The 26,074-nt window shown below is 64.5% G+C and carries 26 protein-coding genes and 1 pseudogene; 14 read left to right on the top strand and 13 right to left on the bottom strand.

The features are described 5' to 3' along the window. Positions 1–32: 32 nt before the first annotated feature. The 5 genes and pseudogenes from LPJ38_RS24860 to LPJ38_RS24880 all read left to right on the top strand — a co-directional run bounded on the left by LPJ38_RS24860 (position 33) and on the right by LPJ38_RS24880 (position 4,703). Positions 33–971 carry a carbohydrate ABC transporter permease gene (locus LPJ38_RS24860; protein ID WP_145633781.1) on the top strand — a complete coding sequence of 313 codons (939 nt, stop codon included), beginning with the start codon at positions 33–35 and terminating at the stop codon, positions 969–971. Further along, on the top strand, positions 971–1,882 hold the full coding sequence (locus LPJ38_RS24865; protein WP_060736086.1) for a carbohydrate ABC transporter permease: 912 nt from the start codon (positions 971–973) through the stop codon (positions 1,880–1,882). The genes LPJ38_RS24860 and LPJ38_RS24865 overlap by 1 nt, the downstream gene beginning before the upstream one ends. Before the next feature lie 6 nt (positions 1,883–1,888). Further along, positions 1,889–2,989, top strand: a complete 1,101-nt coding sequence (locus LPJ38_RS24870) for an ABC transporter ATP-binding protein (protein ID WP_061848065.1) — start codon at positions 1,889–1,891, stop codon at positions 2,987–2,989. A 34-nt stretch (positions 2,990–3,023) separates the two neighbouring features. After that, a pseudogene (locus tag LPJ38_RS24875) lies at positions 3,024–4,015 on the top strand (hydroxyacid dehydrogenase). A 142-nt stretch (positions 4,016–4,157) separates the two neighbouring features. Beyond that, positions 4,158–4,703 (top strand): hypothetical protein, encoded by a 546-nt coding sequence (locus LPJ38_RS24880; RefSeq protein WP_167520487.1) that lies wholly within the window; start codon positions 4,158–4,160, stop codon positions 4,701–4,703. Between the two features lie 68 nt (positions 4,704–4,771). Here the strand turns inward: LPJ38_RS24880 and LPJ38_RS24885 are convergent, their stop codons facing one another. Then, positions 4,772–5,269, bottom strand: coding sequence for a DUF1993 domain-containing protein (locus tag LPJ38_RS24885; RefSeq protein WP_145634635.1), 498 nt, complete (start codon positions 5,267–5,269; stop codon positions 4,772–4,774). Positions 5,270–5,382: 113 nt separating this feature from the next. Here LPJ38_RS24885 and LPJ38_RS24890 point away from each other — a divergent pair, with 113 nt between their 5' ends. From LPJ38_RS24890 to LPJ38_RS24905, 4 genes are all read left to right on the top strand, one after another. Continuing rightward, on the top strand, positions 5,383–6,165 hold the full coding sequence (locus LPJ38_RS24890) for a transporter substrate-binding domain-containing protein (RefSeq protein ID WP_145633784.1): 783 nt from the start codon (positions 5,383–5,385) through the stop codon (positions 6,163–6,165). Between the two features lie 14 nt (positions 6,166–6,179). Continuing rightward, on the top strand, positions 6,180–6,665 hold the full coding sequence (locus LPJ38_RS24895; RefSeq protein WP_145633786.1) for a hypothetical protein: 486 nt from the start codon (positions 6,180–6,182) through the stop codon (positions 6,663–6,665). Positions 6,666–6,858: 193 nt separating this feature from the next. Next, a complete protein-coding gene (locus LPJ38_RS24900; RefSeq protein ID WP_145633789.1) occupies positions 6,859–7,725 on the top strand; it encodes a DUF2147 domain-containing protein in 867 nt (288 codons plus the stop codon). Between the two features lie 171 nt (positions 7,726–7,896). Further along, on the top strand, positions 7,897–8,253 hold the full coding sequence (locus LPJ38_RS24905) for a hypothetical protein (protein WP_145633792.1): 357 nt from the start codon (positions 7,897–7,899) through the stop codon (positions 8,251–8,253). Positions 8,254–8,394: 141 nt separating this feature from the next. Here LPJ38_RS24905 and LPJ38_RS24910 read toward each other — a convergent pair whose 3' ends face one another. Both LPJ38_RS24910 and LPJ38_RS24915 read right to left on the bottom strand, forming a co-directional pair. After that, entirely contained in the window at positions 8,395–8,799 is a 405-nt protein-coding gene (locus tag LPJ38_RS24910; RefSeq protein ID WP_027542853.1) for a (R)-mandelonitrile lyase, read from the bottom strand. 17 nt (positions 8,800–8,816) lie between these two features. Then, entirely contained in the window at positions 8,817–9,515 is a 699-nt protein-coding gene (locus LPJ38_RS24915) for a ribonuclease activity regulator RraA (protein ID WP_008564879.1), read from the bottom strand. A gap of 257 nt (positions 9,516–9,772) precedes the next feature. Between LPJ38_RS24915 and pxpB the strand changes: the two genes are divergently transcribed. The 3 genes from pxpB to LPJ38_RS24930 are packed head-to-tail and all read left to right on the top strand — an operon-like array spanning position 9,773 to position 12,337. Next, complete coding sequence (gene pxpB / locus LPJ38_RS24920; RefSeq protein WP_145633794.1) at positions 9,773–10,504, top strand: 5-oxoprolinase subunit PxpB; 732 nt, start codon at positions 9,773–9,775, stop codon at positions 10,502–10,504. Then, positions 10,501–11,538 carry a 5-oxoprolinase subunit C family protein gene (locus LPJ38_RS24925; protein ID WP_145633797.1) on the top strand — a complete coding sequence of 346 codons (1,038 nt, stop codon included), beginning with the start codon at positions 10,501–10,503 and terminating at the stop codon, positions 11,536–11,538. The genes pxpB and LPJ38_RS24925 overlap by 4 nt, the downstream gene beginning before the upstream one ends. A 31-nt stretch (positions 11,539–11,569) precedes the next feature. Beyond that, the gene (locus tag LPJ38_RS24930) at positions 11,570–12,337 is read left to right on the top strand and encodes a LamB/YcsF family protein (protein WP_145633801.1); all 768 of its coding nucleotides are present in this window, start codon (positions 11,570–11,572) and stop codon (positions 12,335–12,337) included. 110 nt (positions 12,338–12,447) lie between these two features. Here LPJ38_RS24930 and LPJ38_RS24935 read toward each other — a convergent pair whose 3' ends face one another. The 6 genes from LPJ38_RS24935 to LPJ38_RS24960 form a co-directional block, all read right to left on the bottom strand. After that, positions 12,448–12,600 (bottom strand): hypothetical protein, encoded by a 153-nt coding sequence (locus LPJ38_RS24935; RefSeq protein ID WP_008564887.1) that lies wholly within the window; start codon positions 12,598–12,600, stop codon positions 12,448–12,450. Positions 12,601–12,834: 234 nt separating this feature from the next. Continuing rightward, entirely contained in the window at positions 12,835–14,445 is a 1,611-nt protein-coding gene (locus tag LPJ38_RS24940; RefSeq protein ID WP_145633803.1) for a sulfite reductase subunit alpha, read from the bottom strand. Next, a complete protein-coding gene (locus tag LPJ38_RS24945; protein WP_167520488.1) occupies positions 14,442–16,226 on the bottom strand; it encodes a NirA family protein in 1,785 nt (594 codons plus the stop codon). Before LPJ38_RS24945 ends, LPJ38_RS24940 begins: the two co-directional genes overlap by 4 nt. Positions 16,227–16,562: 336 nt before the next feature. Then, positions 16,563–17,726 carry a CmpA/NrtA family ABC transporter substrate-binding protein gene (locus tag LPJ38_RS24950; protein WP_145633828.1) on the bottom strand — a complete coding sequence of 388 codons (1,164 nt, stop codon included), beginning with the start codon at positions 17,724–17,726 and terminating at the stop codon, positions 16,563–16,565. Next, positions 17,723–18,313, bottom strand: coding sequence for an ANTAR domain-containing response regulator (locus LPJ38_RS24955; protein ID WP_145633838.1), 591 nt, complete (start codon positions 18,311–18,313; stop codon positions 17,723–17,725). The genes LPJ38_RS24950 and LPJ38_RS24955 overlap by 4 nt, the downstream gene beginning before the upstream one ends. 229 nt (positions 18,314–18,542) lie before the next feature. Further along, a complete protein-coding gene (locus tag LPJ38_RS24960; RefSeq protein WP_145633849.1) occupies positions 18,543–19,106 on the bottom strand; it encodes a hypothetical protein in 564 nt (187 codons plus the stop codon). A 141-nt stretch (positions 19,107–19,247) separates the two neighbouring features. Here LPJ38_RS24960 and rimO point away from each other — a divergent pair, with 141 nt between their 5' ends. Then, positions 19,248–20,567: a 30S ribosomal protein S12 methylthiotransferase RimO gene (rimO, locus tag LPJ38_RS24965; protein ID WP_145633861.1), complete on the top strand. Its 1,320-nt coding sequence runs from the start codon at positions 19,248–19,250 to the stop codon at positions 20,565–20,567. A gap of 172 nt (positions 20,568–20,739) precedes the next feature. Here rimO and LPJ38_RS24970 read toward each other — a convergent pair whose 3' ends face one another. Then, positions 20,740–21,681 (bottom strand): hypothetical protein, encoded by a 942-nt coding sequence (locus LPJ38_RS24970; RefSeq protein ID WP_167520489.1) that lies wholly within the window; start codon positions 21,679–21,681, stop codon positions 20,740–20,742. A 420-nt stretch (positions 21,682–22,101) separates the two neighbouring features. Between LPJ38_RS24970 and LPJ38_RS24975 the strand changes: the two genes are divergently transcribed. Beyond that, positions 22,102–23,298 carry an acetylornithine transaminase gene (locus tag LPJ38_RS24975; RefSeq protein ID WP_145633885.1) on the top strand — a complete coding sequence of 399 codons (1,197 nt, stop codon included), beginning with the start codon at positions 22,102–22,104 and terminating at the stop codon, positions 23,296–23,298. A gap of 164 nt (positions 23,299–23,462) precedes the next feature. On the opposite strand, the gene LPJ38_RS24980 is transcribed toward LPJ38_RS24975, so the two are convergent. The 3 genes from LPJ38_RS24980 to pcsA form a co-directional block, all read right to left on the bottom strand. Continuing rightward, entirely contained in the window at positions 23,463–24,437 is a 975-nt protein-coding gene (locus LPJ38_RS24980; RefSeq protein WP_145633893.1) for a quinone oxidoreductase family protein, read from the bottom strand. Between the two features lie 79 nt (positions 24,438–24,516). Further along, a complete protein-coding gene (locus LPJ38_RS24985) occupies positions 24,517–25,251 on the bottom strand; it encodes a TerC family protein (protein ID WP_145633904.1) in 735 nt (244 codons plus the stop codon). After that, positions 25,248–26,015 (bottom strand): phosphatidylcholine synthase, encoded by a 768-nt coding sequence (pcsA, locus tag LPJ38_RS24990; protein ID WP_145633920.1) that lies wholly within the window; start codon positions 26,013–26,015, stop codon positions 25,248–25,250. The genes LPJ38_RS24985 and pcsA overlap by 4 nt, the downstream gene beginning before the upstream one ends. Between the last annotated feature and the right edge of the window lie 59 nt (positions 26,016–26,074).

Raw genomic sequence — 26,074 nt, forward strand, 5'->3', positions numbered from 1 at the left:
TTGCATTGAACCTTCCGCAGGAAAGTCTGACCATGGCCGATGTCGTCGTTGAGCAAGCTCGCTCCGTCCGCGCCGCAAGCTCGCGCAAACGAACCAGCCTTCGCAATGTTCTCGGGCGGAAATCGACGGTGGCGTTCCTGCTGACGCTGCCGCTGATTTTGCTGATCGCCTCGCTCGTGCTCTATCCGGCCTTCTACTCCATGCATCTGGCGACGCTGAACAAGTCGATGCAGAAGTTCGTCGGCTTAAACAATTTCACCTTCCTGTTCAAGCGCGACACGTTCTGGATGGTCGTGAGGCAGTCCTGCATCTTCGCCATCACCGCGGTGTTCTTCAAAGCGCTGCTGGGCTTCATCGTCGCTCATTTCGTGCACAATTTGCCGGCCAAGGGCCAACGCAAATGGCGCGGCATGCTGCTGGTGCCGTGGGTGATCCCTCCGGCGATGAGCACTTTGGCCTGGCTGTGGCTGTTCGACCCCTCCTACAGCGCCTTCAACTACACGCTGTCGTTCTTCGGCATCGGCCCGATCCCCTGGCTCGGCGACACCTTCTGGGCGCGCTTCTCGGTCATCCTCGTCAACGTCTGGTATGGCGCACCATTCTTCATGATCATGTACCTGGCGGCGCTGAAATCGGTGCCGGACCAGCTCTACGAGGCGGCCGCCATCGACGGCGCCAATTGGTGGCAGCGGATCTGGTACGTGACGCTGCCGATGATGCGCAACATCATTGCCATCACCACGCTGTTCTCGCTGATCGTCACCTTCGCCAATTTCGACATCGTGCGAATCCTGACCTCGGGCGGCCCGCTGGACTCCACGCACATATTCGCCACCTGGGCGTTCCAGGTCGGCATTCAAAGCAGCGACATTCCGCTCGGCGCCTGCGTCTCGCTGTTCATGGTGCCAATCCTCGCAGTCGCGGCAATCTTCATTCTGCGCGATGTCAGCAAACGTGGGAACGAAGCCTGATGAGCACGCTCGCAATCGACAAAAGCGGCCCCACGCGGAAGGTCAAATACCGCAGCATGAGCCGGGATCGCGCCTGGGCGCTGCGCTGGTCCTACTTCTTCCTGGTGCTGTTCGCGATCTTCTCGCTGACCCCGCCGATCTACATGCTGATCACCTCGCTCAAGAGCAGCGCGGAGATTTCGGCGGCGACCAACCCCTGGTGGGTGTTCAATCCCACCCTGTCGAACTACGTCGAGCTTTTGACCTCGAACCAGTTTCTGCGCTTCTTCTGGAATTCCGCCATCGTCTCCATCGTCGTCGTGATCGTGACGATGCTGATCAGCATTCCCGCGGCGTTTGCGCTGGCGCGGATGAAGTTCTGGGGCTCGACGACGCTCGCGACCGGCGTCTTCCTGACCTATTTGGTCCCCGACAGTCTGTTGTTTATTCCGCTGTTCAAGATGCTGGCGGTTGTCCAGGACGTGACTGGCATTACGCTGCTCAACAAATGGTACGTGCTGCTGTTCATCTATCCGACGCTGACGGTGCCGTTCTGCACCTGGATCATGATCGGCTATTTCGCCTCGATCCCGAAGGAGCTCGACGAGGCCGCCCTCATCGACGGCGCCTCCTGGCTCCAGACGCTGACGCGGATCTTCATCCCCGTCGCCCTGCCCGGGCTGATCGCAGCGACCATCTTCGCCTTCACCGTCTCCTGGGCGCAGTTCCTCTATCCCCTGGTGTTCACGACGTCGGTGGATCAGCTGGTGCTGCCGGTCGGCATCACCACCACGCTGATCAAGGGCGACGTCTTCAACTGGGGGCAGATCATGACCGGCGCATTGCTCGGCGCCGCGCCGCCGCTGATCATCTACGCGTTCCTGATGGACTACTACATTGCCGGCCTGACCGCCGGTGCGACAAAGGGTTGATGTCTCATGGCTGACGTTGCTTTGCGGAAGGTAGTTAAGCGTTACGACGATGTCGAAGCCGTGCGCGGCATCGACCTCGACATCGCCGACCATGAGTTCATCGTGCTGGTCGGCCCCTCCGGCTGCGGCAAGTCGACGACGCTGCGCATGATCGCCGGCCTCGAGGACATCAGCGACGGCGACATCATGATCGGCGGTGACATCGTCAACGATGTGCCGCCGAAGGACCGCGACATCGCGATGGTGTTCCAGAACTACGCGCTCTATCCGCACATGACGGTCGCGGAGAACATGTCGTTCGGCCTGCGCCTGAAGCACTACCCCAAGGCCGAGATCAAGGCGCGGGTGACCGAGGCTGCCCGCCTCCTCGACATCACCGACCTGATCGACCGCAAGCCGAAGCAGCTCTCCGGCGGCCAGCGCCAGCGCGTCGCCATGGGCCGGGCCATCGTGCGCAATCCGAAGGTCTTCCTGTTCGACGAGCCGCTGTCCAATCTCGACGCGAAACTCCGCGTGCAGATGCGGATCGAGATCAAGAAGGTGCACCAGAAGGTGCGCACCACCACGGTCTACGTCACCCACGACCAGGTCGAGGCCATGACCTTGGCCGACCGCGTCGTGGTCATGAACAAGGGCAAGATCGAGCAGATCGGCACGCCGAACGAGCTCTACCACAAGCCTGCGACGCGTTTCGTTGCAGGCTTCATCGGCTCGCCCGCGATGAACTTCATCCCGTGCCGGCTCGAAGATGTCGGCGGCACGCTCCAAATCCGCCTCACCGACCGCATCGCCTTTCCGCTGCCGCCCGCCCGCGCCGCGCGCTACAATGCGCTGCCGCGCACCGAGAAGCTGCTGCTGGGCCTTCGCCCCGAGCATCTCACCGAGGCGCACGCGCATCTCGAACCCGGCGTCGAGACCTTCGAGACCGTGCTCGACGTCACCGAGCCGATGGGAATGGAGACGCTGGTCTATTTCGGGCTGGAGGGCACGCCGATCTGCGGCCGCGTCAATCCCAACGCCGGCGCCAAGGACGGAGCACCCATGCGTTTGGCGATGGACCTCAACAACATGCACCTGCTAAACGAGGCGTCCGGCCTCGTATTATGAGGGCCGGACAAGAAACTCGCGCAGGCAGGGGATGATGGCGACCAACAAGAAGAAGATTTTCGTTACGCAAACTTTGTCGCAAGGGGCGCGCGCCCTCCTCACCCAGCGGGACGATATCGAGCTCGTCGAATTTCCGAACCTGATCTCGGCCAAGGATTTCGAAGCCCTGCTGAAGAGCCACGCTCCGTCCATGGCGTGGCGCTCGGCGCCACCGCCTTCGGCGAGACCGAGCTCGAAGCCTCAAGAGACATGAAGGTGGTGACCCGCATCGGCGTCGGCTATGACGCCGTGGACGTGCCCGCCCTCTCCCGCCGCAAGGTGCCGCTGATGGTCGCCGGCAGCGCCAACTCGCCATCGGTCGCGGAAGCGGCGCTGTTCATGATGCTGACGCTGGCCAAGCGCGCGCAGGAGCTGCATTCCTGCGTCAAGGAGGGCACCTGGGCCGACCGCCTCGGCATGCTGCCGTTCGATCTCTACAGCAAGACCGTGCTGATCATCGGATTCGGCCGCATCGGCAGCCGCACCGCCAAGCGCTGTCTGGCGTTCGAGATGAAGGTGCAGGTCTACGATCCCTACAAGGACGCCGCCGACATCAAGGCGGCCGGATGCGAGCCGGTCACTGATCTCGATGCCGCACTGCCGGGCGCCGATTTCGTCACCATCCACTGCCCCAAGACGCCGGAAACCATCGGCCTGTTCGATGCTGACAGGATCGGACGGATGAAGCCAGGGTCCTATCTCATCAACACCGCGCGCGGCGGAATCGTGAAGGAAGCTGCGCTGTACGACGCCCTCACCTCCGGAAAGCTCGCCGGCGCCGGCATTGACGTGTTCGAGGTCGAGCCGCCGCCAATCAGCAACGCGCTGTTCGCGCTGCCCAACGTCATCATGGCGCCCCACGTCGCCGGCGTTACGGTCGAAGCTGTGAGCCGCATGAGCGAGCAGACCGCGCGCAACATCCTCAGTGTGCTGGACGGCGATCCCATCCGCCAGAACATCATCAATCAGGACGTGCTGGGCCGATAAAGCGCCTTCGGCACGCCAGAAAGCGTCCCATTTTGGTGCAGATCGGGCCCCAACTCAGCCTTAATCAAGCGCGCGTAATGGAGGCGGAAGCGCGGCGGCAGCGGGACAGACTGGCCGGCGCGTCGAGCTGGAGGATGCCCCCTTGTCAGAGATCGATCCGACCGACCAAACGCTGGCCACCATCGCCAGCATTCTGGAGAACCCCGAGCCCGTTCTCGTCATTCGCAAAACCGAGACCGAGATCGTGGTTGCCGGAGAGCGCGAGCACACGGACGCCGACGATCAGCGGGTCGTCGACGCGTATCAGGCGGCTGAAGAGCATCCGTCGGTCGAAGAGCATGCATCGTTCGACGAGCATGCATCGGTCGACGAGCATCCATTGGTTGAGGAGCAGCCGCTGGTGCCGGAGCACACCGATGCCGACGGCTACAGCAAGGTCGGCCCCGGCCCGATGGTGGCGATCCGGCTGAAATGGACGGTCCATCGCGGCGACGACGACCAGTTCTACGTCCATGAGACCATCGGCGAGCAATCCGCCCCCGTGATCAGCGGCCCGATGACGAGCGAGGCCGCCGTGCGCTTCGTCGACGAGCGCGAGGACGAGGCACACCGTCGCTTCGAAGAGCTGCGCAGCGAGATCGCCGGCCGCAGCTCGCTCGCCGATTACGAGCGCAAGGGCGAAGCGTAGGGCAGTTTGCGCCCCGATCTCTCCGCACGCCTCTCCCGAAGGGAGAGGTGTGCACCGAACCCGCCCAACTACTTCCTTCCTAGATAGTCCTTCTTCACCAGCTCGACGCCGGCATGCCGCAAGAGGTCGTAGGCCGTCGTCACGTGAAAGAAGAACTGGGGGACGCTGAAGGTCAGCAACAGCGCCCGCCCGGTGAAGGGCAGCTCGGTGCCGTTCTTCAGCCTGAAGAAAACATTGCGTTCGGCCGACGCGTCGATCTCGGCGCGCGGCAGGCTCTCGATGAACTCGATCGATGTCGCGATGCGCGCCTGAAGCCCGGCCATGTCGTGCTCGAGCACCGGCAGCGCCACCGGCTCGCGGTCGGCCAGCAAGGCCGGAGCGACCGTGGCATGGCGGCAGGCCTCGCCGACCTGCTGCGCCAGATCGTACATGTTCGGCGCCATGCGCATCCCGAGCAGGACCGCCGGGTTGAACTTGCGAACCTCGGCATACGCGACGCCCTTGTCGAGCAGCGTGGACAGGTTGCGCAAATAAGGCACGAAGAAGCCCACCGAAGCCTCGTACATCGAAATTGTCATCTCTGAATTTCCTTCACTTCCACCTCGCCAACAACGAGCATCTGGTCTAAATCCACACTCAAGAGCTGCATAATGGCAGCTCGGGCATGGGTGGAAAAGAGATGATCGCTCGAATCTGGACGGCTTTGGCCGTGACGTTGCTGGTGACTGTCTCGGCGCATGCGCAGCAGGCATCGTCCTCGCGCCTCGACGAGATCGTCAAGCGCGGCACCTTGCGCGTCGGCATGACCGGCGACTACAAGCCGTTCACCTACCTGGACAAGACCACGCAGCAGTTCAGCGGCTTCGACGTCGACATGGCGCAGTCGCTCGGCAAGGCGCTCGGCGTCAAGGTCGAATTCGTACCGACGGCCTGGCCGAAGTTGATGAAGGATTTCGAGGCCGACCAGTTCGACATCGCCATGGGCGGCGTCTCGGTCACGCTCGATAGGCAGAAGAAGGGCTTTTTCTCCACGCCGATCATGCGCGAGGGCAAGACGCCGATCGCGCGCTGCGCCGATGTCGGCAAGTACCAGAGCATCGCCGACATCGACAAGAAGGGCACTCGCATCATCGTCAATCCCGGCGGCACCAACGAGCGCTTCGCACGTGCCAACATCAAGGAGGCCGAGATCACGGTGTTCGCCGACAATACCGTGATCTTCGATGAGATCGCCAAGGGCAACGCCGATCTGATGATGACCGACGCTTCCGAGACGCGCTACCAGCAGAAGCAGCACGCCGGCGTGCTCTGCGCGGTGCATCCCGAAAAGCCGTTCGACTTCTCCGAGAAGGCCTACTGGCTCCAGCGCGACATGGCGTTGAAAGCCTTCGTCGACCAGTGGCTGCACATCTCCATGGAAGACGGCAGCTACAAGAATATCTACGCGGCGTGGTTCGATTAGCAATGCGAAGGGAATTGGCAATCGCAATCTTGCTCGGGATCGGCGGAGTCCAGGGCGCGCTCGCGCAGACGAAGTTCACGCCCGCAACCGGGCCGGCCTGCAAGGACGAGTCGACAGACGAACTCGGTCTGTGGACCTGCCCGGGTCCGGCCGGTTACGTCGTGAGCTTTGCCGACGAAGGCAACATCGTATCGATCACGATCGCGCCTCGCAGCGCGATCGAGAAGGTGTCCGGACCGACTGCGCAATGGCGCGGTGCCGGCAAGTCGTTCGGCGAAAAGGTGCAATGGATCATGCGTGGCGGTGTCCCAAGGGCCGCGGTGATCCGTACCTGGCGAACGGTCGACGATGAGAAGGAGCTCCAGGAGCTCTCCGTGTTTGCGATCAGCGGCGCAAAGGCTTGCCTCGTCGGCTCGGTCGATGTCCATGCCGACAAGGCCAACGACGCAGCGCTTGCCCGCGCCCAACAGGCGGCCAGTGCGGGCTGCCCGCGGAAATAGGCGCGGCGCGCCGGATTTTCACCGACCAAGCGCAGGCCGGGCGCCGCCCGCCCAACTCCAGGCAGAGTTCGGCGTTATTGAACCAAGGTCGGCGCGAGCACGACTCATACCGAGAACAGTGATCTAGATCACTTTTGAAGATCGGATCGGCGCGTAAGCGTCGGTGCGGGGACCACCGGTTCAGGAGACGGAAATGAGGAAGCTGTTGGCCACGGCCGCATTCCTTTTGGCGAGCACGGCTGCACAGGCCCAGTACACTTTCGAATATGGCGGCCGCACCATCCGGATCGATCCGGACCGCGGCACGGTCCAGATTCCCGGCGTGTATGACAATACGGGCCAGAGCAAGCCCAAGAAGGCCAAGAAGAACGAGCAGGCGCCGCAGCAGGCCACGGTCGATCCGCAGGCGCCTGCCGCACCGGCACCAGCTCCCGCTCCTGTCGCACCGCCCGCAGCCGCGCAGGCGCCTGCAGCTGCGGCCGTTGCACCGCCTCCGGCCCCGCCACCGCCGGCTCCGCCGCCGACCACGACTGCGACCAACGCGCCGGCCGATACGGCCGTGCTCCCCCCGCCGGCCCCGGCGCCGGCCGAGCAGCAGGCCGCGCCCGCCGTGGCGCCGCCCCCCGCTCCGACCGTGGCCACTGCGCCAGCGGCGCCACCTCCGCCGCCCGCCCCGGCTCCCGCTCCCGCTCCCGCTCCCGCTCCCGTGCAGGCGGCCGCAGCACCGGCTGCTCCGGCAACCGCGCCCACGCGCGACCTCAGCTCGCCGCTCGGCGTCTGGCTCACCGAGGAGAAGGAAGGCAAGGTCCGCATCGAGCAATGCGGCAGCAATCTCTGCGGCTATTCGGTCGATAGCAAATCGAACCAGAACGGCGAGCAGGTCCTGATCAACATGAAGCCCGGCAAGGACCAGAAATGGTCGGGCCGCATCCTCGATCCCAATTCCGGATCGACCTACGATTCGACCATCGCGATGAAGGGCACCGACCGCTTGCGCGTGCAAGGCTGCGCCTTCGGCGGCATGTTTTGCGGCGGCCAGACCTGGACGCGGGTGAACTGATCTGATCGTTCTTGCGAAGACAAGGGGCCCATGATGCGGGCCCCTTTGCTTTGCGCCCTGCCGTGCCGGCGTGCGCAGGCTCACACAGCCTCCTGCGCGCGTGACAGCCCTCACATCGCCGGTTCCGCACGCATGTCACCGTCCCCGCATGGTCAACCAAAGGGGCGTGTCATGAACGCGTTTCGCAAGGCTCTCTTCGCCGCCGCCGCCGTCATCGCTGTCCCGCTCGCACCGGCGAACGCTGCGACGAGCAGTTTCGACGGCGCGTGGAACGTCCGCATCGCCTCATCGAGCCAGGCCTGCGGCAACGGCGCGACCGTCGCGATCGGCATCAACAACGGCCAGATCGCATCGAGCAGCGCCGCAGTGACGGCGTCGGGCCGCGTCGCCGATGCCGGCCGCATCAACGTCACCCTGAGCACCGGCATCAAGCGCGCCGTCGGCTTTGGCCGGCTCAGCGGAACGTCCGGCTCCGGCACCTGGCGCGGCGCCATGTGCACGGGCACATGGACGGCGGAAAGGATGTGAGCGTCCGTGTCCCGGACGCGGTGCAGCGTGCAACGCTACGCCGCTGAGCCGGGACCCAGCATCTTTGGTCGTTGAAGGTTCTGGGTTCCGGCTCTGCGCCGCATCGCCTGTGCGATGCGTCTTGTCCGGGACACGAGAGCTTCAGCCGACCGCGGCTCCGTACTCCGCGTCGGTCACCGGCTCTAGCCAGGTCGAGTAGACGCCGTCGAGCGCTTCCTGCATGGCGATGTGGCACATGCCGTTGGTCGGCGATGCGCCGTGCCAGTGCAACTCGCCCGGCGGAATCCAGACGGTGTCGCCGGGACGGATCTCCCTGACGGGACCACCCTTGGTCTGGACGCGTCCGACGCCGGAGATGACGTAGAGCGTCTGCCCGAGCGGATGGTGATGCCAATTGGTGCGCGCGCCCGGCTCGAATGCAACGCGCGAGCAGTTCAACCGTGCCGGCGCGGGCGCCATGATGACGGGGTCCTGCCACACCGTTCCGGTGAAGTTTTCCTTGGGCGCGCGGCGGGTCGGGCGCGTGCCTGCAACAGTGATCTCCATGGGGTCCTCGTTTTTCGTTACTTCTTGCTGGCGGCGTAGCGCGCCTTGGTTTCGGCGTTCATGGGATAGAGGCCCGGCAGCACCGCGCCGTTGTTGACCTCGTTGACGATCCAGGCCTCCATGCGCTCCTGCTCGACGCCTTCGTTGAGCACGTGATCGAGCATCGCCTGCGGGATCAGCACGCAACCATCCTGATCGGCGACCACGATATCGTTCGGGAATACCGCAACCCCGCCGCAGCCGATCGGCTCGCCCCAGCCGACGAAGGTGAGGCCCGCGACCGACGGCGGCGCGGCATAACCGTCGCACCAGACCGGCAGATTGGTGCCGAGCACGCCCTCGACGTCACGCACGACGCCGTCGGTGACGAGTGCGGTGACGCCCCGCTTGACCATGCGCGCGCAGAGGATGTCGCCGAAGATGCCGGCATCGGTGATGCCCATGGCGTCGACCACGGCGATGCAGCCGTCGGGCATCGCTTCGATCGCGGTGCGGGTCGAGATCGGCGACGACCAGGATTCCGGCGTCGCCAGATCCTCGCGGGCCGGCACGAAGCGCAGCGTGAAGGCAGGTCCCACCAGACGCGGCAGCCCCGGACGCAGCGGCCGCGCACCGCGCATCCACACGTTGCGCAGGCCCTTCTTCAGCAGGACCGTGGTGATGGTGGCGGTGGTGATGCCGGCGAGGGTCTTGCGGGCTTCGGGGGACAGCGACATGGAAACAGACGAGCTCCGAGGTGTGGGAAAGAACGCGCGCATCTTGCGAGCCGCAGCCCTTGCGTCAAGAGCGAAGAGACCGCCAATAATGCAAGGCCGCCGGGCTATTATGCGACGCGATAACAAGGCTTTATCGCACCCCCTTGCATTAATTTATTGGACTTGCGGGCGCATTTACGCGAAGCAGGACGAGGCGGAACTCTCACGCTGAGGGCCGCCTCCTCCGAAGCCCGATTTCGACAGCTCTTCGACAGCTCATGGCCGCGACGCTTCCCCCGCCCCGCCTCCTGCCCAGTGGCGACAGCGCCGTCACGGTCGAGTTCAGCCACACCATCGACGACGAGGCCAACCAGCGCGTGCTGGCGCTCGACAAGGCGCTTGCCGCGGCGCCCATCGACGGCATCACCGAGACCGTGCCGACCTATCGCTCGCTGCTGGTGCATTACGATCCCGGCGAGATCGGCTTCGATACGCTCGGTGACAAGTTGCTCGCGCTGGCCAGCCAGCCGCTGCCGCCGGCCACCAAGGCCCGCCGCTGGCGCATTCCCGTCGCCTATGGCGGCGAGCACGGCATCGACCTCGAGGACGTCGCCAAGACGCTCGGCACCACGCCCGACGACATCGTCGCCCGTCATGCCGGCGGCGACTATAAGGTCGCCATGATCGGCTTCACGCCTGGCTGGTCCTATCTCAGCGGCCTCGACAAATTCCTGCACATGTCGCGGCGGCAAAACCCGCGGCTGCTGACGCCCGCCGGCACGATCTCGGTCGGCGGCGTCCAGGCCGGCATCCAATGCCTGGCCGCGCCGAGCGGCTGGCACCTTCTGGGCCGCACGCCCGTCAGAACCTATCAGCTCCATCGCAATCCGACCTTCCTCACCGAGCCCGGTGACCGCGTGACCTTCTTCGCCATCGACCACAAGACGTTCGACGAACTGGACCGCGCTGCGGAAGCCGGCGAGATCGTCGCCGAGCAGGTGGACGCATGAGCCGGCTCGTCGTCGCCAGCATCGGTCCTGCAAGCTCCGTCCAGGATGGCGGCCGCTTCGGCGCGCAACGCTATGGCCTGACGGTGAGCGGGGCGATGGACCGGCTGTCGCTGGCTGCGGCGAACACGCTGGTCGGCAACGCACCGTTCGCCGCCGCCGTCGAGATCGGCCCGTTCGGAGCGTCCTTCACCGCGCGTGACGGGGCAGTGCGCGTTGCAATGTCAGGCGCGCCGCGCAATGCGGACGTTGCCGGCAGCCCGGTGGCGATGGGCACTTCGGTGACGCTGAAGGACGGCGAAACGCTGACGCTCGGCTTTGCCCGTGGCGGCGCCTTCACCTATCTCGCGATCGAAGGCGCCATCAAGGGCGAGCCGGTGTTCGGCAGCCTTGCGGTCAATGCCCGTGCCGGGCTCGGCAGCCCCTACCCGCGCCCGCTCCAGGCCGGTGACGAGTTCAGCGTCGATGCCGCGAGCGGCGCGAGCGAGCTGCGGATCGAGCTGCCCAAGCCCGTGGGCGGTCCGATCCGCGTGCTGCTGGGGCCGCAGGACGACGAGTTCGACGACGCCAACAAGGCGCTGTTCCTGGATAGCGAGTGGAAGATCTCGGCGACCTCCGACCGCATGGGCTACCGGCTCGAAGGCCCCGCGATCAAGCATCTGCACGGCCACAACATCGTCTCCGACGGCACGGTCAACGGCAGCATCCAGGTGCCCGGCAACGGCGCGCCGATCGCGCTGATGATGGACCGCGGCACCTCCGGCGGCTATCCCAAGATCGCAACCGTGATCACGGCCGATGTCGGCCGCCTCGCGCAAACCTCGGCGGGAACGGCGTTCCGCTTCAAGGCGGTCAGCATGGCCGAGGCGCAGGATGAGGCGCGCAAATTCGCGCAAGCGATCCGCAACCTGCCCGATCGCCTGCGCTCGTCCGATACGGTTGCGCTCAACATCGAGGCACTCAGCGACGCCAACGTTGCGGGCTATGCCGTGAGCGCCGTCGATGCCGGGACGTGGCAGGTCGCGGCAGAACCGTGAACGGCAACAAGACCAGAGGCGGAGAGCAACCATGAAGACAGTCGATCTCAATTGCGATCTCGGCGAAGGATTTGGCGCGTGGGAGATGGGTAACGACGCCGCGATGATCGAGCTGGCGAGCTCGGTCAACGTCGCCTGTGGCTTCCATGCCGGCGACCCCGACATCATGCGCCGGACGGTGGAGCTGGCGAAGGCGCGCGGCGTCTCGGTCGGCGCGCATCCCGGCTATCGCGACCTGCACGGCTTCGGCCGGCATCCGATCGCGGGGCTGAAGGCCTCCGAGATCGAGAACCTCGTCGCCTACCAGATCGGCGCGCTGCAGGCGATCGCGACTGCGGCCGGTCACAAGGTGACCCATGTGAAGGCGCACGGTGCGCTCTCCAACGTCGCCTGCGAGGACGACATGACGGCGAAGGCGATCGCCGCCGGCATCAGGGCGGTCGATCCCAATCTGATCTTCGTCGTGCTCGCCAATTCGAAACTGGTGAAGGCGGGTGAAGCGGCCAACCTGCCGATGGTGCACGAGGTGTTCGCCGACCGCGCCTATGAGGACGACGGCAATCTGGTCTCGCGCAAGAAGCCGGGCGCGGTGCTGCACGATGCCACGGCGATCGCCGATCGCGTCGTGCGCATGGTGCAGGACGGCGCGGTGGTCTCGGTGACCGGCAAGATCATCAAGATGCGCACGGACACCGTCTGCATCCACGGCGACACGCCCGGCGCGGTGGACATCGCGCGCGGCGTGCGTCAGGCGTTGAAGGATGCAGGGATCGAGGTGGCGCCGTTCAAGCGCGGGTGAAAGCTTTGTTTGTAGGGTGGATTAGCGAAGCGTAATCCACCATGCTTCAGCAAATGCGGAAACGTAGTTGGTGGGTTACGCCTTCGGCTAACCCACCCTACGCATCTAAATCAAAACGGATGCACCGACAGCGTGCCGAACACGATCGCGGCGATGACGGCGAAAGCGCTGTACATCGCGATATGGTGCATGCTCGCCCCGGTCCGCCGCGAGAGCGAGCGCGCGTAAAAGTGCAGCCTGGCTTCCGCCGATAGTTCGCGCATGGTCGATCTCCAACGCCCCATTTGCGGGATTATGAAGGATCAACCAGGGCGGGAGGCAAGACGGTGGCAAAAATAGCGATGGGGATTCTCTCAAGCCGGCCCATCGCGGGTACAAATTCTCTACAGTCCCCGGTTCCGAGAATCCTATTCGTTAAAATCCAAGCTGGCGGGAACCCGCGGATGACAATCGGATGACGGTCGCCCAAGGGCGAGTCAGCCGATTTGCGTGACACCCTAGTAAACGTCAGCCTGGAAGCGGCCGGACTTCTTGAGCTCGGCGACGAAGCTGACGGCTTCATCCGTCGAACGTGCGCCGAACTGGGCGACGATGTCGACCAGCGCACGCTCGACGTCCTTGGCCATGCGTTTGGCATCGCCGCAGATGTAGAGATGCGCGCCTTCGGCAAGCCAGGTCCACAATTCGCGGCCGACCTCGCGCATGCGATCCTGTACGTAAAACTTCTTCTCGCCGTCGCGCGACCAGGCCAGCGACATGCGCGTGAGAAGCCCTGATGTCTTCATCGCATTGAGCTCTTCCTGGTAGAAGAAGTCGCAATCGCTGCGCTGATGGCCGAAGAACAGCCAGTTCTTGCCGGGCGCACCGGTCGCCTTGCGATCGAGCAGGAAGGCGCGGAACGGCGCGATGCCGGTGCCCGGGCCGATCATGATGACGGGCGTCTTCGCATCCTGCGGCAGGCCGAAATTGTGTGCCTTCTGTACATAGACCTTGAGCTTCTCGCCCTCAGCAATGCGTTCACCGAGGAAGGTCGAGGCGACACCGAGCCGTTTGCGCTTGCCGACGAGGTAGCGCACGGAATCGACCGTCAGCGACAGCTTGCCCGGCGTCGCATTGTGCGACGACGAGATCGAGTAGAGCCGCGGCTGCAGCGGCTCCAGCGCCTCGACGAAGGCCTCCGGATGCGGCCGCGTGCCCGAGAATTTCTGCAGCGCCGCCATGACGTCGAGGGTTGCGGCATCGCCATCGGGATCCTCGCCCTGCGCCAGCGCCCGCGCCTTCTCGCGCGCCGCGCCGCCGGTGATGAAGGAGATCAGCTCGAACAGCGAGTCGGGCGCCGGCGACAGCGAGACGTCGTCGATCAGCACTTCGCGCAGCGTCTTGCCGTTGACCTTGGTGGTGTGAGAGGCCCCGAGCAGCGCGATGATCTGGTCGACGAGGCCGACATCGTTGCGCGCGAACACGCCGAAGGAATCACCAACCACGTAGTCGAGCTTGCTCTCGGAGAGATCGAACTCGACGTGATAGGTCTCCTTCTCCGACTTGCCCTTGTTGAGCAGACGGCGCGACAGGAAGGTCGCGGCAACGGGGTTGTCGCGCGAGCGGCCCGGCTCTGCGATCGTGACGGTGACGGCCGGCGCCGGAGCATCGGCCTTGTCCGCCGCCTTGGCCGCAGGCGCCTTGTCGAGCTCCTCGTACAGCGACTTCAGCATCCGCGCGGTGTCCTTACCGCCGGGAACGCAGAGATTGAGCCGCGCTTCGCTGCGGCTCGCGATCGCCTCGGAATAGTCGTGGCAATTGTAGCCGCACTGGCCGCAATCCTGCTGCGCCATCGCCGCCATCATCTTGCGGCGCACGGGGCGGCCCTCGGCGAGCTTCATCCGGTCGGCGATTGGCATGGTCTGGTCGTGCCACGGCGCTTCGCCATCATCACCGTCACCGGCTGCGCCTTGCATGACGGCGGCGCCCTGCTCCGCCGACAGCGGCGCGGCGAGATCAGGCGACAGCAGTCCAGCGAAAAAGCCGTTCAGCCAGGAGCGCTGCGCGTCCGAGAACGGCGCGCTGGCGGGAATGATATCGAGCTTCGGCGGAGGCGTGATCTGATTCATGCGGACACCTGTGCATCGGCAAGCTTGCGCAGCGTTTCGCCGTCGTGGCGGCGCGCAAAGGAGAGGAAGCTTTCATCGGCAGACGCGCGATGGGCGATATAGGCCTTGAGCAGCGCCTCGACCGTCTTCGGCGCGTCTTCGGCCTTGAGGTCGTGATAGACCTCCTGCCCGACATCCGCGTCGGGGCCGAACCCGCCGCCGGTGAAGAGGTGATAGCCCTCCACCGTGTCCTCCTCGTTGATCGGCACGCGCGCCCCGATCAGGCCGATATCGCTGATGTAGTGCTGCGCGCAGGAATGGTGACAGCCGGTGACGTGGATGTTGACCGGCTTGTCCATCGCGACGCGCGGCTCGCACCAGTCGCCGATTTCGGCGGCATGGCGCTTGGTGTTGGCAGCGGCGAAGCGGCAGCCGGCATTGCCGGTGCAGGCGATCAGGCCGGCACGGATATGTGAGGCTTCGACTGCGAGCCCGATCTGCTTGATCGCCGCGACCGCAAGCGCGACATTCTCGTCGCGCACCCCGGAAATCAGCAGGTTCTGCCAGACCGTGAGGCGGATCTCGCCGTCGCCGAGATCGCGCGAGACCTTGGCAAGGCCCCGCATCTGTTCGGAGGTGAGCTTGCCGAGAGTCAGCGACACGCCGATCCAGTTGAGGCCGTCCTGCTTCTGCTTGTGCACGCCGACATGCGCCATGCGGTCGGCGGCCGGCCGCGGCGCGAACGCCTCTTCCGGCACGCGCGTGAACGGCGTCTTCAACCGCTCCTCTACGAGTTTGAGGAAACCGTCATGGCCCATGGCGTCGAGCACGTATTTCAGCCGCGCCTTGTTGCGGTTGGTGCGATCGCCATGGTCGATGAACACGCGCACGATGGCATCGGCGACGGCGGTGGCCTGCTCCGGCCTGACGATGATGCCGGAATATTTCGCAAAGTCCTTGTGACCGGTGATGCCGCCAAGGCCGAGGCGGAACCACACTCCGGGCTCGACGCCGAAGCCGTCCTTCACCTCATAAGCGGTGAACGCGATGTCGTTGGTCTCCTCGAGCACGGCGATCCTGCCGGCGCCGTCGAAGGCGACGTTAAATTTGCGCGGCAGACCGTAGAGCGAGCGGTCGTTGAGGATGTGATAGTGCCATTCGCGCGCATAGGGCCGCGTGTCGATGATCTCCTGCGGATCGATACCGGCGGTCGGCGTTCCCGTCACGTTGCGGATATTGTCGGCGCCGGAGCCGCGCGAGCACAGGCCGAGCTCCTGGATGCCCTCGAGCAGCTTGATCGCGTGCTTCGGCGGGATCTCGCGCAGTTGGAGATTGGCGCGCGTGGTGACGTGGCTATAGGGCCCGCAGAGCTCGTCGGCGAGATCGGCCAGGCCGGACAGCTGCCAGTGCTTCATGATGCCGTTCGGAATCCGCAGGCGGCTCATGTAGGAGTCCTGCGTCGGCGCGACATAGAAGATGCCGTAATAGCGCCAGCGGAAATTGTCCGCCGGGCTCGGCGGCGCGTTGTCGAGCGCCTGCTGGCGCAGCCGCGGATAGGCGTCGAAGGGATGTTCGTCGCGCTTGAACTTCTCCTGGTCGGCGAGCTTCTTGCCCGCGGCGATGACCTTGTCCTGCGCCTTGATGTGCACGGCATCAGGACCGGTGGGCTCAGTGCTGGCCTTGCCGGTGCCACCGCCGCCGAGACCGCGCCCGACCCGGCTGATCTGCAAGCCGGTCGTGAAGCCTTCGAGATAGCGTTTCTGCTCGTCGGTGAAGTCGACTGCGAGCGTATCGATTTTCATGGTCGGTAACGAAGCTCCTGCGGCCACCGGGGTGGCATCGACGGAAATGGGCGCGACCCGAAAGGGAACCTGCTGGCACGAGAGCCGGCTTGGCCACCTAACGGTCCGATCAGCTTCGTTGCTACGGGACTCGGCTCAGCAGGCACCTGTGACAAGCTGGCCGCACTGCAACATTCAAGTTGCGTGCCAGCTTTAGCGAAAAGAAAGATTTTGTGGTTTCAAGGGATTAGCGAGGCTACCGGAAAACTCCGGTGCCCGAGGCGCTCATGAAATTCGAGCAGGCCGCTCAAAATTTGGTCGATGAACCCAACTGCTCAAACGCTATGCAGCGACGAATCAGGCCTTCCAGCGTCCGACCTCGAAGGCCTCGAGATGCCCGCGGATATTGTCGGCATCGAAGGCAGGACCGGCAAAGGCCCCGATGGCCGCGGGAGCCTCGTCGGACCGCCGGCGGCCGAGCGCGGCATCATAGAGATCAGACCGGAACACGGCCATGGCGGTCTTGACGCCGTCCGGGCTCAAGCCCGCCTGCCCCCAACGCACCATCTGCGCATAGAGCCAGGCGGCCTGAACCGGATCGGGACGTCCGGCCTCCTCGCGTCCGACCAGCAGATAGCGGCCGCTTTCACGGAAGGTGCCATCCGGCGAGATCTTCAGCCGTCCCGTCAGGGTGCGCTGGATGACTTCGGCATCGACGCCGATCCGCTCGGGCTGTGCCAGGATCTGCGCCGCCTCGGCGAGGTTCGCCGGCTCCTCGATGAACTCGGCCCCCTTCACCGCCGCGCGCACGAGGGCGGCGACCACGTCCGGATGCTTGTCGGCCCAGACCTGACGGACCGCCAGCACCTTCTCCGCCGCGCGGACCAGAATGTCGGAGACGAAATGCAGGATGTGGCCGATGCCGAGATCGACCGCGACCGAATTCCAGGGCGCACCGACGCAGAAGGCATCGACATGGCCGTTGGCGAGACTGTCGACCATGTAGGGCGGCGGCAGCACCACGAGCCGCACGTCCTCGTCGGGATCGACGCCGGCCGCCGCCATCCAGAACCGCAGCTGGTAATTGTGGGTCGAGAACGGAAAGGTCATGCCGAAGGTGAGCGGATCTGCACCCGCCTTGCGGCGCTTGGCCACCACGCGCGCCAGCGCTTTGGCCGTCACGAGCGGATCGAAGCGGTCGCCGTCGACCTCCTCCATCAGCGCGGCGTGAAGCGCAGGCGAGACCGTGATCGCGTTGCCGTTGATGCCGAGATTGAAGGGCGCGGCGATCGGCACCTTGACGTGACCGAGCCCGAGCGAGGACGCGATCGCCACCGGCGCGAGCAGATGTGCAGCGTCGAACAGGCCGATATTGAGCTTGTCGCGGACATTGGACCAGGAGACCTCGCGCACCAGTTCGACTTCGAGTCCTTCGGCGGCGGTGAACCCCTTGTCGACTGCAACGATCAGGGCTGCGGCATCGACCAGAGGAATGAACCCGATGCGGAGGGGAGCGGTCATTTCAGCATCTCCGACGCGGTGATGATCGACTGCGCGATCTCGCCGATTTTCTTCTTCTCGCGCATCGCGGTGGAGCGCAGTAGCACATAGGCCTCATCCTCGGTGAGGCCCTTCACCTTCATCAGGATGCCCTTGGCGCGCTCGATGATCTTGCGGTCCTCCAGCTGCGACTTGGTGCGCTCCAGCTCCTCCTGGAGCTTGGCGAAGGCGTTGAAGCGGGACACGCAGAGGTCGAGGATCGGCTTGATGCGCTCCTTCTTCAGCCCGTCGACGATGTAGGCCGATACCCCCGCCTCGACCGAGGCCTGGATCGAGGCGGAATCGCTCTGGTCGACGAACATGGCGATCGGCCGCTTCACGGCGCGGCTGACCTGGAACATCGCCTCCAGCACGTCGCGGCTGGGGTTCTCCAGATCGATCAGGATGATGTCGGGGTCCACCGCATAAATACGGGCAAGCAGGCTCTGCATCTCGCTGATATGGACGACCTGGGTGAACCCGGCCTCCCGCAGCCCTTCCTCAAGGATCGCGGCCCTGACAGGGCTTTCGTCGACGATCACGATTTTGGGCGACTGTTCGGCGCTCATGGCTCACTCGCGGCAGGTGATTCATCCATAGCACGCCCGCGAACCATGCAAAGGGTTGTAATGATGGCAATTGGAACTAGCTCAGGCCGATCAATCAGGTGGATCAGATACAGATCGGACGGCTGCGGCCAAGGTCAGCTTCGTGTCGCTCGGTGCGCCTGAGGGAACGAATGAAAGCTCTTAAGCCGCCCATTCCCGCCCGACGGCAGCTGTATCTGGGAATACGCTCTCACGGAATCTTCGCGCCAACGATCATCTTCTCAAGAAGCGGCACGGCGGCCAGCACCGCCGCCTCATTGCGGCCGGAGACGGCTAGCCGCACGACGTAGGAATTGCCATCCTCGTCGAGATCGGCGTAATGCGCGATCACTTCGATCGGCTGGTCCTTCAGGGATGGATTGTCGTAGCGCTTGATGATGACCTTGGGGTTGACCGAGGGAAGCGTGGTGATCTTGGCATTCTTTCCGGATGTCTTCGCCCAATCCCGATCACTGGCAGCGACCCATTGACCCAATTCGGTCCGGTCATTGTTGTAGCGGCCTTCGGCGTAGATGATTGCTTCTGCTCTACCGAATGTCTTCCCGTTGGGCACGAACATCGAGGCGCCGTATTTGAGGCTCGCGGCCTCGTCCCTGGTCCACCCATCGGGCGCTGTCACGCGTGGCCTGAATTCCGGACACATTCGCTCTTGCCGGTCGCAGACATGGAGGATTTTGTCGACTTCAGCTCGCGCCGGGAACATAACCCCATAGAAAACGGTAACGAAAGCCAAGCCAAGGATGAAACGGCCCATCGCGGTTTAACTCCCTCGGATCAAGCCCGAAACCTCCTGTTTCAGCACTGCACCGCATACGTTAGTTGTTGAATTTTTTCATAGGTTCAATTACTTGGGCCGCAAATCCTAACAATTCAGATGTAGAGCCCAGGCGAATACATGGACAGAGCGCCGCGCATTTCATTCACGTCACTCGGCTGCCCCAAGGCCTTGGTGGATTCCGAGCGCATCATCACGCGCCTGCGCGCGGAGGGTTACGAACTCGCCCGCAAGCATGACGGGGCCGACATCGTCATCGTCAACACTTGCGGCTTCCTCGACAGCGCCAAGCAGGAATCGCTCTCGGCGATCGGCGAAGCCATGGCCGAGAACGGCAAGGTGATCGTAACGGGCTGCATGGGCGCAGAACCGGAAGCGATCGAGCAGGCCTATCCGGGCGTGCTCTCCATCACAGGCCCGCAGCAATATGAGAGCGTGCTCGATGCCGTGCACCGCGCGCTGCCGCCGGCGCACAATCCGCATCTCGACCTGGTACCGCCGCAGGGCATCAAGCTGACGCCGCGCCATTATGCCTATTTGAAGATCTCCGAGGGCTGCAACAACCGCTGCACCTTCTGCATCATTCCGAAGCTGCGCGGCGACCTCGTCTCGCGCCCCGCCGATGACGTGCTGCGCGAGGCCGAGCGCTTGGTCGGCGCCGGCGTCAAGGAGCTGCTGGTGATCTCGCAGGACACCTCGGCCTATGGCGTCGATCTCAAATATGCCGAGAGCCCGTGGAAGGACCGTCAGGTCCGCGCCAAATTCCTCGATCTCGCGCGCGAGCTCGGCGAGCTCGGGGCCTGGGTCCGGCTGCAATATGTTTACCCCTACCCGCATGTCGACGAGATCATCGCGCTGATGAATGAGGGCAAGGTGCTGCCCTATCTCGACATCCCGTTCCAGCATGCGAGTCCCGACGTCTTGAAGGCGATGAAGCGGCCGGCGGCGCAGGACAAGACGCTGGCGCGGATCAAGCGCTGGCGCGAGGAATGCCCTGATCTCGCGCTACGCTCGACCTTCATCGTCGGCTTCCCCGGCGAGACCGATGCCGACTTCGCCTATCTGCTCGACTGGCTCGACGAGGCCGAGATCGATCGTCTCGGCTGCTTCAAATACGAGCCGGTCGCCGGCGCCACCTCGAACACGATCGAGAACCCCGTGCCGGAAGAGGTCAAGCAGGAGCGCTACAACGCGCTGATGGCCCGCCAGCAGAAGATCTCGGCGCGCCGGCTGAAGCGCAAGGTCGGCACGCGGCAGCGGATCATCATCGACGAGGTCGGTCCGACGGTGGCGAAGGGCCGGTCGAAGGCCGATGCGCCGGAGATCGACGGCGCGGTGTATCTCTCCAGCCGCCGTCCCTTGCGCGTCGGTGAGATCGTCACCGCCAAGATCGAGCGCGCCGACGCATACGACCTGCACGGCAGCGTCGCGGGGTTTTGACGCCGGTGTGTACTGACGCTTCCGCAACGTCATGGCCGGGCTTGACCCGGCCATCCACGCCTTTTCGTCGGCGCCAAGAACGTGGATGCCCGGGACAAGCCCGGGCATGACGACCTCTTGAACATTCGCGTGCAACAGCGCTGCCGCGAGTGTCGCTGCAGCTAGAGCTTCATCAAACCAGCCATTTCGGCACCCAGCGCTCTGGCCTGGGCGCACGCGCGAGATCGGCCTTCGCTTCGGATAGCAGCGCCGGCGCGCCGTCAATGGTCGGGCGCAGATCGTACGCGAAGCTCGGCATGATCCGGCCGTCGGCATGCAGCCCGAAATTCATCGCGTACCACAGGCCAAGTTCGGGCTGCGCACGACGCATCTCCTCGCGGAGGTCTCGTAGCAGAGACTCGATCGAAGCGGCCTCTTCGAACGGCTGCGGCCCCTGCGAGAGCACGCGCGCCTGGTATTGCGCACCGACGATCGCGATCTCGAAACGCGTCTGGTCCCAGGGCTTCTTGCCCTTGGGCAGATGCGCAGCCAGCCGCCAGCCGAGCTCGGCCATCAGCCGATGGTTGGCCCAATAGTCCTCGCGATCGCGGCTCCACTTCTCCACAAAACCGCGAAAGTCAGGCAGCTCAGACGGCGTATCGTCGGGCGTGGCCGCCTCGCCAGCGGGCTGGCCGGCGAGCCATTGTGCGAGCTCGACCGTCTGGCACTCGACCTCCTCATGCGGTTTCAGATCGCTCCAGGCGTTGTCGAATTGCTGCGACGTGAGCTTTGCCAGCATCGCATCGAGGCTCGGCGCCAACAGCTCGTAATCGCCCTCGGAGCCCAGCCCCACGATCGGCGGATTGTCCCGGTCGAGACCCGCGCCATACCAGCCGCCCACGGCTGATCCATCAGGCAGCCGCATGAACAGCGAAAAGCGGTCGCGCAACGGACTGCCGTCGACGATCGGCGCGGAGTCAGAAAACTGGCCTTGCAGCGAGAAGCAGCCGACGCTGCCCCAGGGACGCCCCTCGAGCCAGCCGGCGAAGTCGACCAGTAGTCGCGGCGCCTCGATGCCCGGCGGAAATGCGCCACAAATGCTGTCGAGGTCGATCGGGTACGTCGTATCGGACAAGGCTGAAAACTGTCTGTTGGTCCCGTCCCTCTTGGTCTGCATTATGGTGCGCCAGGTTCGAACCAATTCGCGTCCTGCGATCACAAACGCGCCAGAGGCGCGATGGTTTCGGACCGGACGATCGATGACTTGGCGAATGACATCGGACCGAGTGGCAGACGCCGGACGCGTGTTTCGCAAACTGTCCGCTTGACAAGTCCCGTGGTTCGGCTGTAGGGACGCGCCCCATGATCAACGCTCGGACCCATCAGCGCACCGAAATGCTCCGCCGTCGCTCCCACGACGAGGAGAGGGTGCGCCATGTCCGACGACGCCGCTGAACCACTGATTTCAGCCTAAGTCTTCGAGAAGGCCGCACCCGCAAGGTGCGGCCTTTCTGCTTTTGCGCCGCTTTTCCACCCGCCTCCAGAGGAGCTTGACATGACGACCGCGACCCATCCGTATGACGCGCTGATGGACATCACCGCACGGCCCAAGGCCGTATTCGTCCGCGGCGCCGGCTCCTACCTCTGGGATGACGGCCGCAAGCGTTATCTCGATTTCGTGCAGGGCTGGGCCGTGAATTGTCTCGGGCACTCGCCGCCGGCGATTGCTGAGGCGCTCACCGCGCAGGCCAAGCGGCTGCTGACGCCGAGCCCGGCCTTCTACAACGAGCCGAGCTTGAAGCTCGCGCAGGCCCTGGTCGACGACAGCGCCTTCGATCAGGTGTTCTTCGCCAATTCCGGTGCAGAAGCCAACGAAGGCGCGATCAAGCTCGCGCGCAAATATGGCAGCCTGCACAAGGGCGGCGCCTTCGAGATCATCTGCTTCGAAGGCGGCTTCCACGGACGGACGCTGGCGACGATGTCGGCCTCGGGCAAGAAGGCATTCGAGCCCTTGTTCGAACCGAAGGTCGCCGGATTCAAGAAAGCGAAGCTCAACGATATCGCCTCGGTCGCGAAGCTGATCAACGACAACACCGTTGCGGTGATGCTCGAGCCGATCCAGGGTGAATCCGGCGTGTGGCCGGCGAGCGACCAGTTCCTCCAGGAGCTGCGGGCGCTTACCGAGGCGCACGGCCTGCTGCTGATCTTCGACGAGATCCAGACCGGCATGGGCCGGACCGGAAAACTCTTCCACTACGAGCACACCGGGATTGCGCCCGACATCATGACGCTCGGCAAGGGCATCGGCGGTGGCGTGCCGCTCGCAGCGCTGCTTGCGACCGAACGCGCCTCCTGCTTCGCCCATGGCGATCAGGGCGGCACGTTCAACGGCAACCCGATCATGTGCGCGGCGGGGCTTGCGGTGCTCGACGAGGTCAAGAAGCCGGAGTTCTTGCAGTCAGTCACCGAGGCCGGCCTGCTGCTCGAAAGCGAGCTGCAGAAGGTCTCGGCCCGGCACGGGCTCGGCGGCGTGCGGGGACGCGGCCTGTTGCTCGCGCTCGACCTCAAGCTGCCGATCGCGCCCGGCATCGTGGCGCAGGCGTTCGAGCAAGGCGTGCTCCTGAATGCGCCGCAGGTCGATACGTTGCGCTTCATGCCAGCGCTGAACGTCACGAAGACGGAGATCGCCGAGATGATCGATTGTCTCGACGGCATCCTGACCAAGGCCGGCGCGGCACGGCGCGTGGCGTAAGGCCTGTGCCCCGGACGCAGCGCAGCGCCTCTTCGGCGGTGCGCTGCAGAGCCGGGGCCCATCTCTCCGCAGGGTCCCTGTCGCTTTCTGGGTCCCGGCTCTGCGCCGCAACGCTTATGCGTTGCAGCTTGTCCGGGACACGAGCACGAATGATGACCGCACACCTACGGCTTCAAAATCGACGCCCCCGTGGTCTTGCGGCTTTCAAGATCGATATGCGCCTTGGCGGCATCCTTGAGCGCATAGGCGTGGTTGATCGGCACGTGCAGCTTGCCGTTGATAACGGCGGCGAACAGCGTGTCGGCGCCCTCCAGCAGGTCCTTGCGCGTGCCGACATAGTCGTTGAGCTTCGGCCGCGTTGCAAACAGCGAGCCGTGATTGTTGAGCTCGGCGATCGCGAACGGCGGCACCGGACCCGACGCATTACCGAACGAGACGAACATGCCGCGTGGCTTCAGGCAGGACAGCGAACCCGGGAACGTCGCCTTGCCGACGCCGTCGTAGACGACGTCGCAGCCTTCGTTGCGGCTGATCTGCTTGACGCGCGCGACGAAGTCCTCCTCGTTGTAGAGGATGACGTGGTCGCAGCCATTGGCCTCGGCAAGCTCGGCCTTCTCGCGCGAGCCGACCGTGCCGATGACGTGCGCCCCGAGCGCCCTCGCCCATTGACAGGCGAGCAGGCCGATGCCGCCAGCGGCGGCGTGGATCAGCACGCGATGATGCGGCTCGACCTTGAAGGTCTTGTGCAGAAGATACCAGACGGTCAGCCCCTTCAGCATCAGCACGGCGCCCTGCTCGTGGGTGATGTGGTCGGGCAGCTTGACCAGCTTCTCCCAGGGGATGTTGCGCTCGCCGGTATAGGCGCCGAGATTGTGATAATAGGCGACACGGTCGCCGGGATGGAAATTCGTCACGCCGGGCCCGACGGCCGTGACCTCGCCCGAGGCCTCGTTGCCGGCAATGAAGGGCAGACCCGGCGCCTTGTAGAGACCGGTGCGGTAGTAGACGTCGATGAAGTTCAGGCCGACCGCGTGCTGGCGGATGCGCACCTCGCCGGGCCCGGGCGCCGGGACATCGACGCTCTCATAGACCAGGGCTTCGGGGCCTCCGACCTTGTGGACACGGACGGCTTTGGTCATCACCTGACCTCCTCTGATCTTCCTGACGGCAAACGAAAGACATCGCGCTCGCCTTGTCAACTTGACCGGACTGGAACGCTCAGCCCGGCGGCTTGCCGACTTTGCTGCGATTGCGCCTGGCGAGCACGTTGAAGAACTCGACCGCCGCCGAGAACGCAATCGCGAAGTAGATATAGCCGCGCGGGATGTGGAACTGGAATCCGTCCGCAACCAGCGCGACGCCGATCAGCACGAGGAAGGCCAATGCCAGCATCTTCGTGGTCGGGTGCTCCGCGACGAAGCGCGATACCGGGCCCGCCGAAACGTACATGACCGCGCAGGCAATCACGACCGCAGCGACCATGATCCGGATGTCCTCCGCCATGCCGATCGCGGTGATGATCGAATCCAGAGAAAACACGAGATCCACGACGATGATTTGGACGATCACCCAGGCGAAGGCGCTGCCTGTCGATTGCTTCTCGCTCCCGCCGTGATCGGATTCGACCTCGCCGTGAATTTCATGCGTGGCCTTCGCGATCAAGAACAGGCCGCCGCCGATCAGGATGAGATCGCGCCAGGAAAAGGCGTAGCCGTTCATCGAGAACACCGGCGCGGTGAGGCCGATCAGCCAGACCAGGAGACTGAGCAGGATGAGGCGAAAGATGAGCGCCAGGCCAAGCCCGATCTGCCGGGCGCGGTGCGCCTGCTTCTCGGGAAGGCGGGAGACCAGCACCGAAATGAAGATGACGTTGTCGATGCCGAGCACGATCTCGAGCGCCGTCAATGTCAGGAGCGCGGCCCACGCTTCGGGGCTGGTGATGAGTTGCATCATGCGAAGGACCGCACCAATCGTATCAGAGCGTCGCTGAAGGTGATCCAGAGCGCGATGGCGCAGAGCGCCACGGTCACGCCGGTGCCGACGCGGAAATCCATCGCCAGCACGTAGAGGCCGAGCACCGCCCAGATCGCCATCAGCGACAACGTCAGCCAGCGCAGCCGCACGACCCGGACCGGATGCAGCACGTGGAACGGCACGAAGGTCAGCACGACGAGCGCGGCAACCAGCAGCGTCGACCACAGCGGCGGCCAGTGCAGCAGGAACAAATAGAACGCCGCCGCATTCCACAGCGCCGGGAAACCGCGGAAATGATTGTCATCGGCCTTCATGCGCAGATCGGCGAAATATAACGCGCTGGTGACGATAATGGCGATGCCGAGCAAAGGCGCGGCGACCGGCAACAGCAGGCCGCTGGCGACGATCGCATAGGCCGGCACGAACACGTAGGTGACGAAATCGACCACGAGATCGAGCACGTCGCCCGACCAGTTCGGCTGCACGTTCTTGACGTCGAGCCGCCGCGCGATCGGCCCGTCGATCGCGTCGATGACGAGAGCGATGCCCAGCCACTGAAACATCGCCGCCCAGTGCTCGCGCACGGCCTCCAGCATCGCGAGCAGCGCGAGCGCTGCGCCGAACGCGGTGAAGACGTGCACCGAGAGCGCCGCGGCACGGATCGCGGGGGTGGGCTTGAGGGAATCCTCTGGGGTATCCATGGCCTCTGCTATCAGAATGAGGCCGGTTTGCACATAAGCCATTGCGGCGCGCTATCGCACAATTCGTGATAAAATCAGGCAAAATAGGTGGGCTTGAATTT

The sequence above is a fragment of the Bradyrhizobium daqingense genome, assembly GCF_021044685.1.
GTDB classification, from domain to species: Bacteria; Pseudomonadota; Alphaproteobacteria; order Rhizobiales; family Xanthobacteraceae; genus Bradyrhizobium; species Bradyrhizobium daqingense.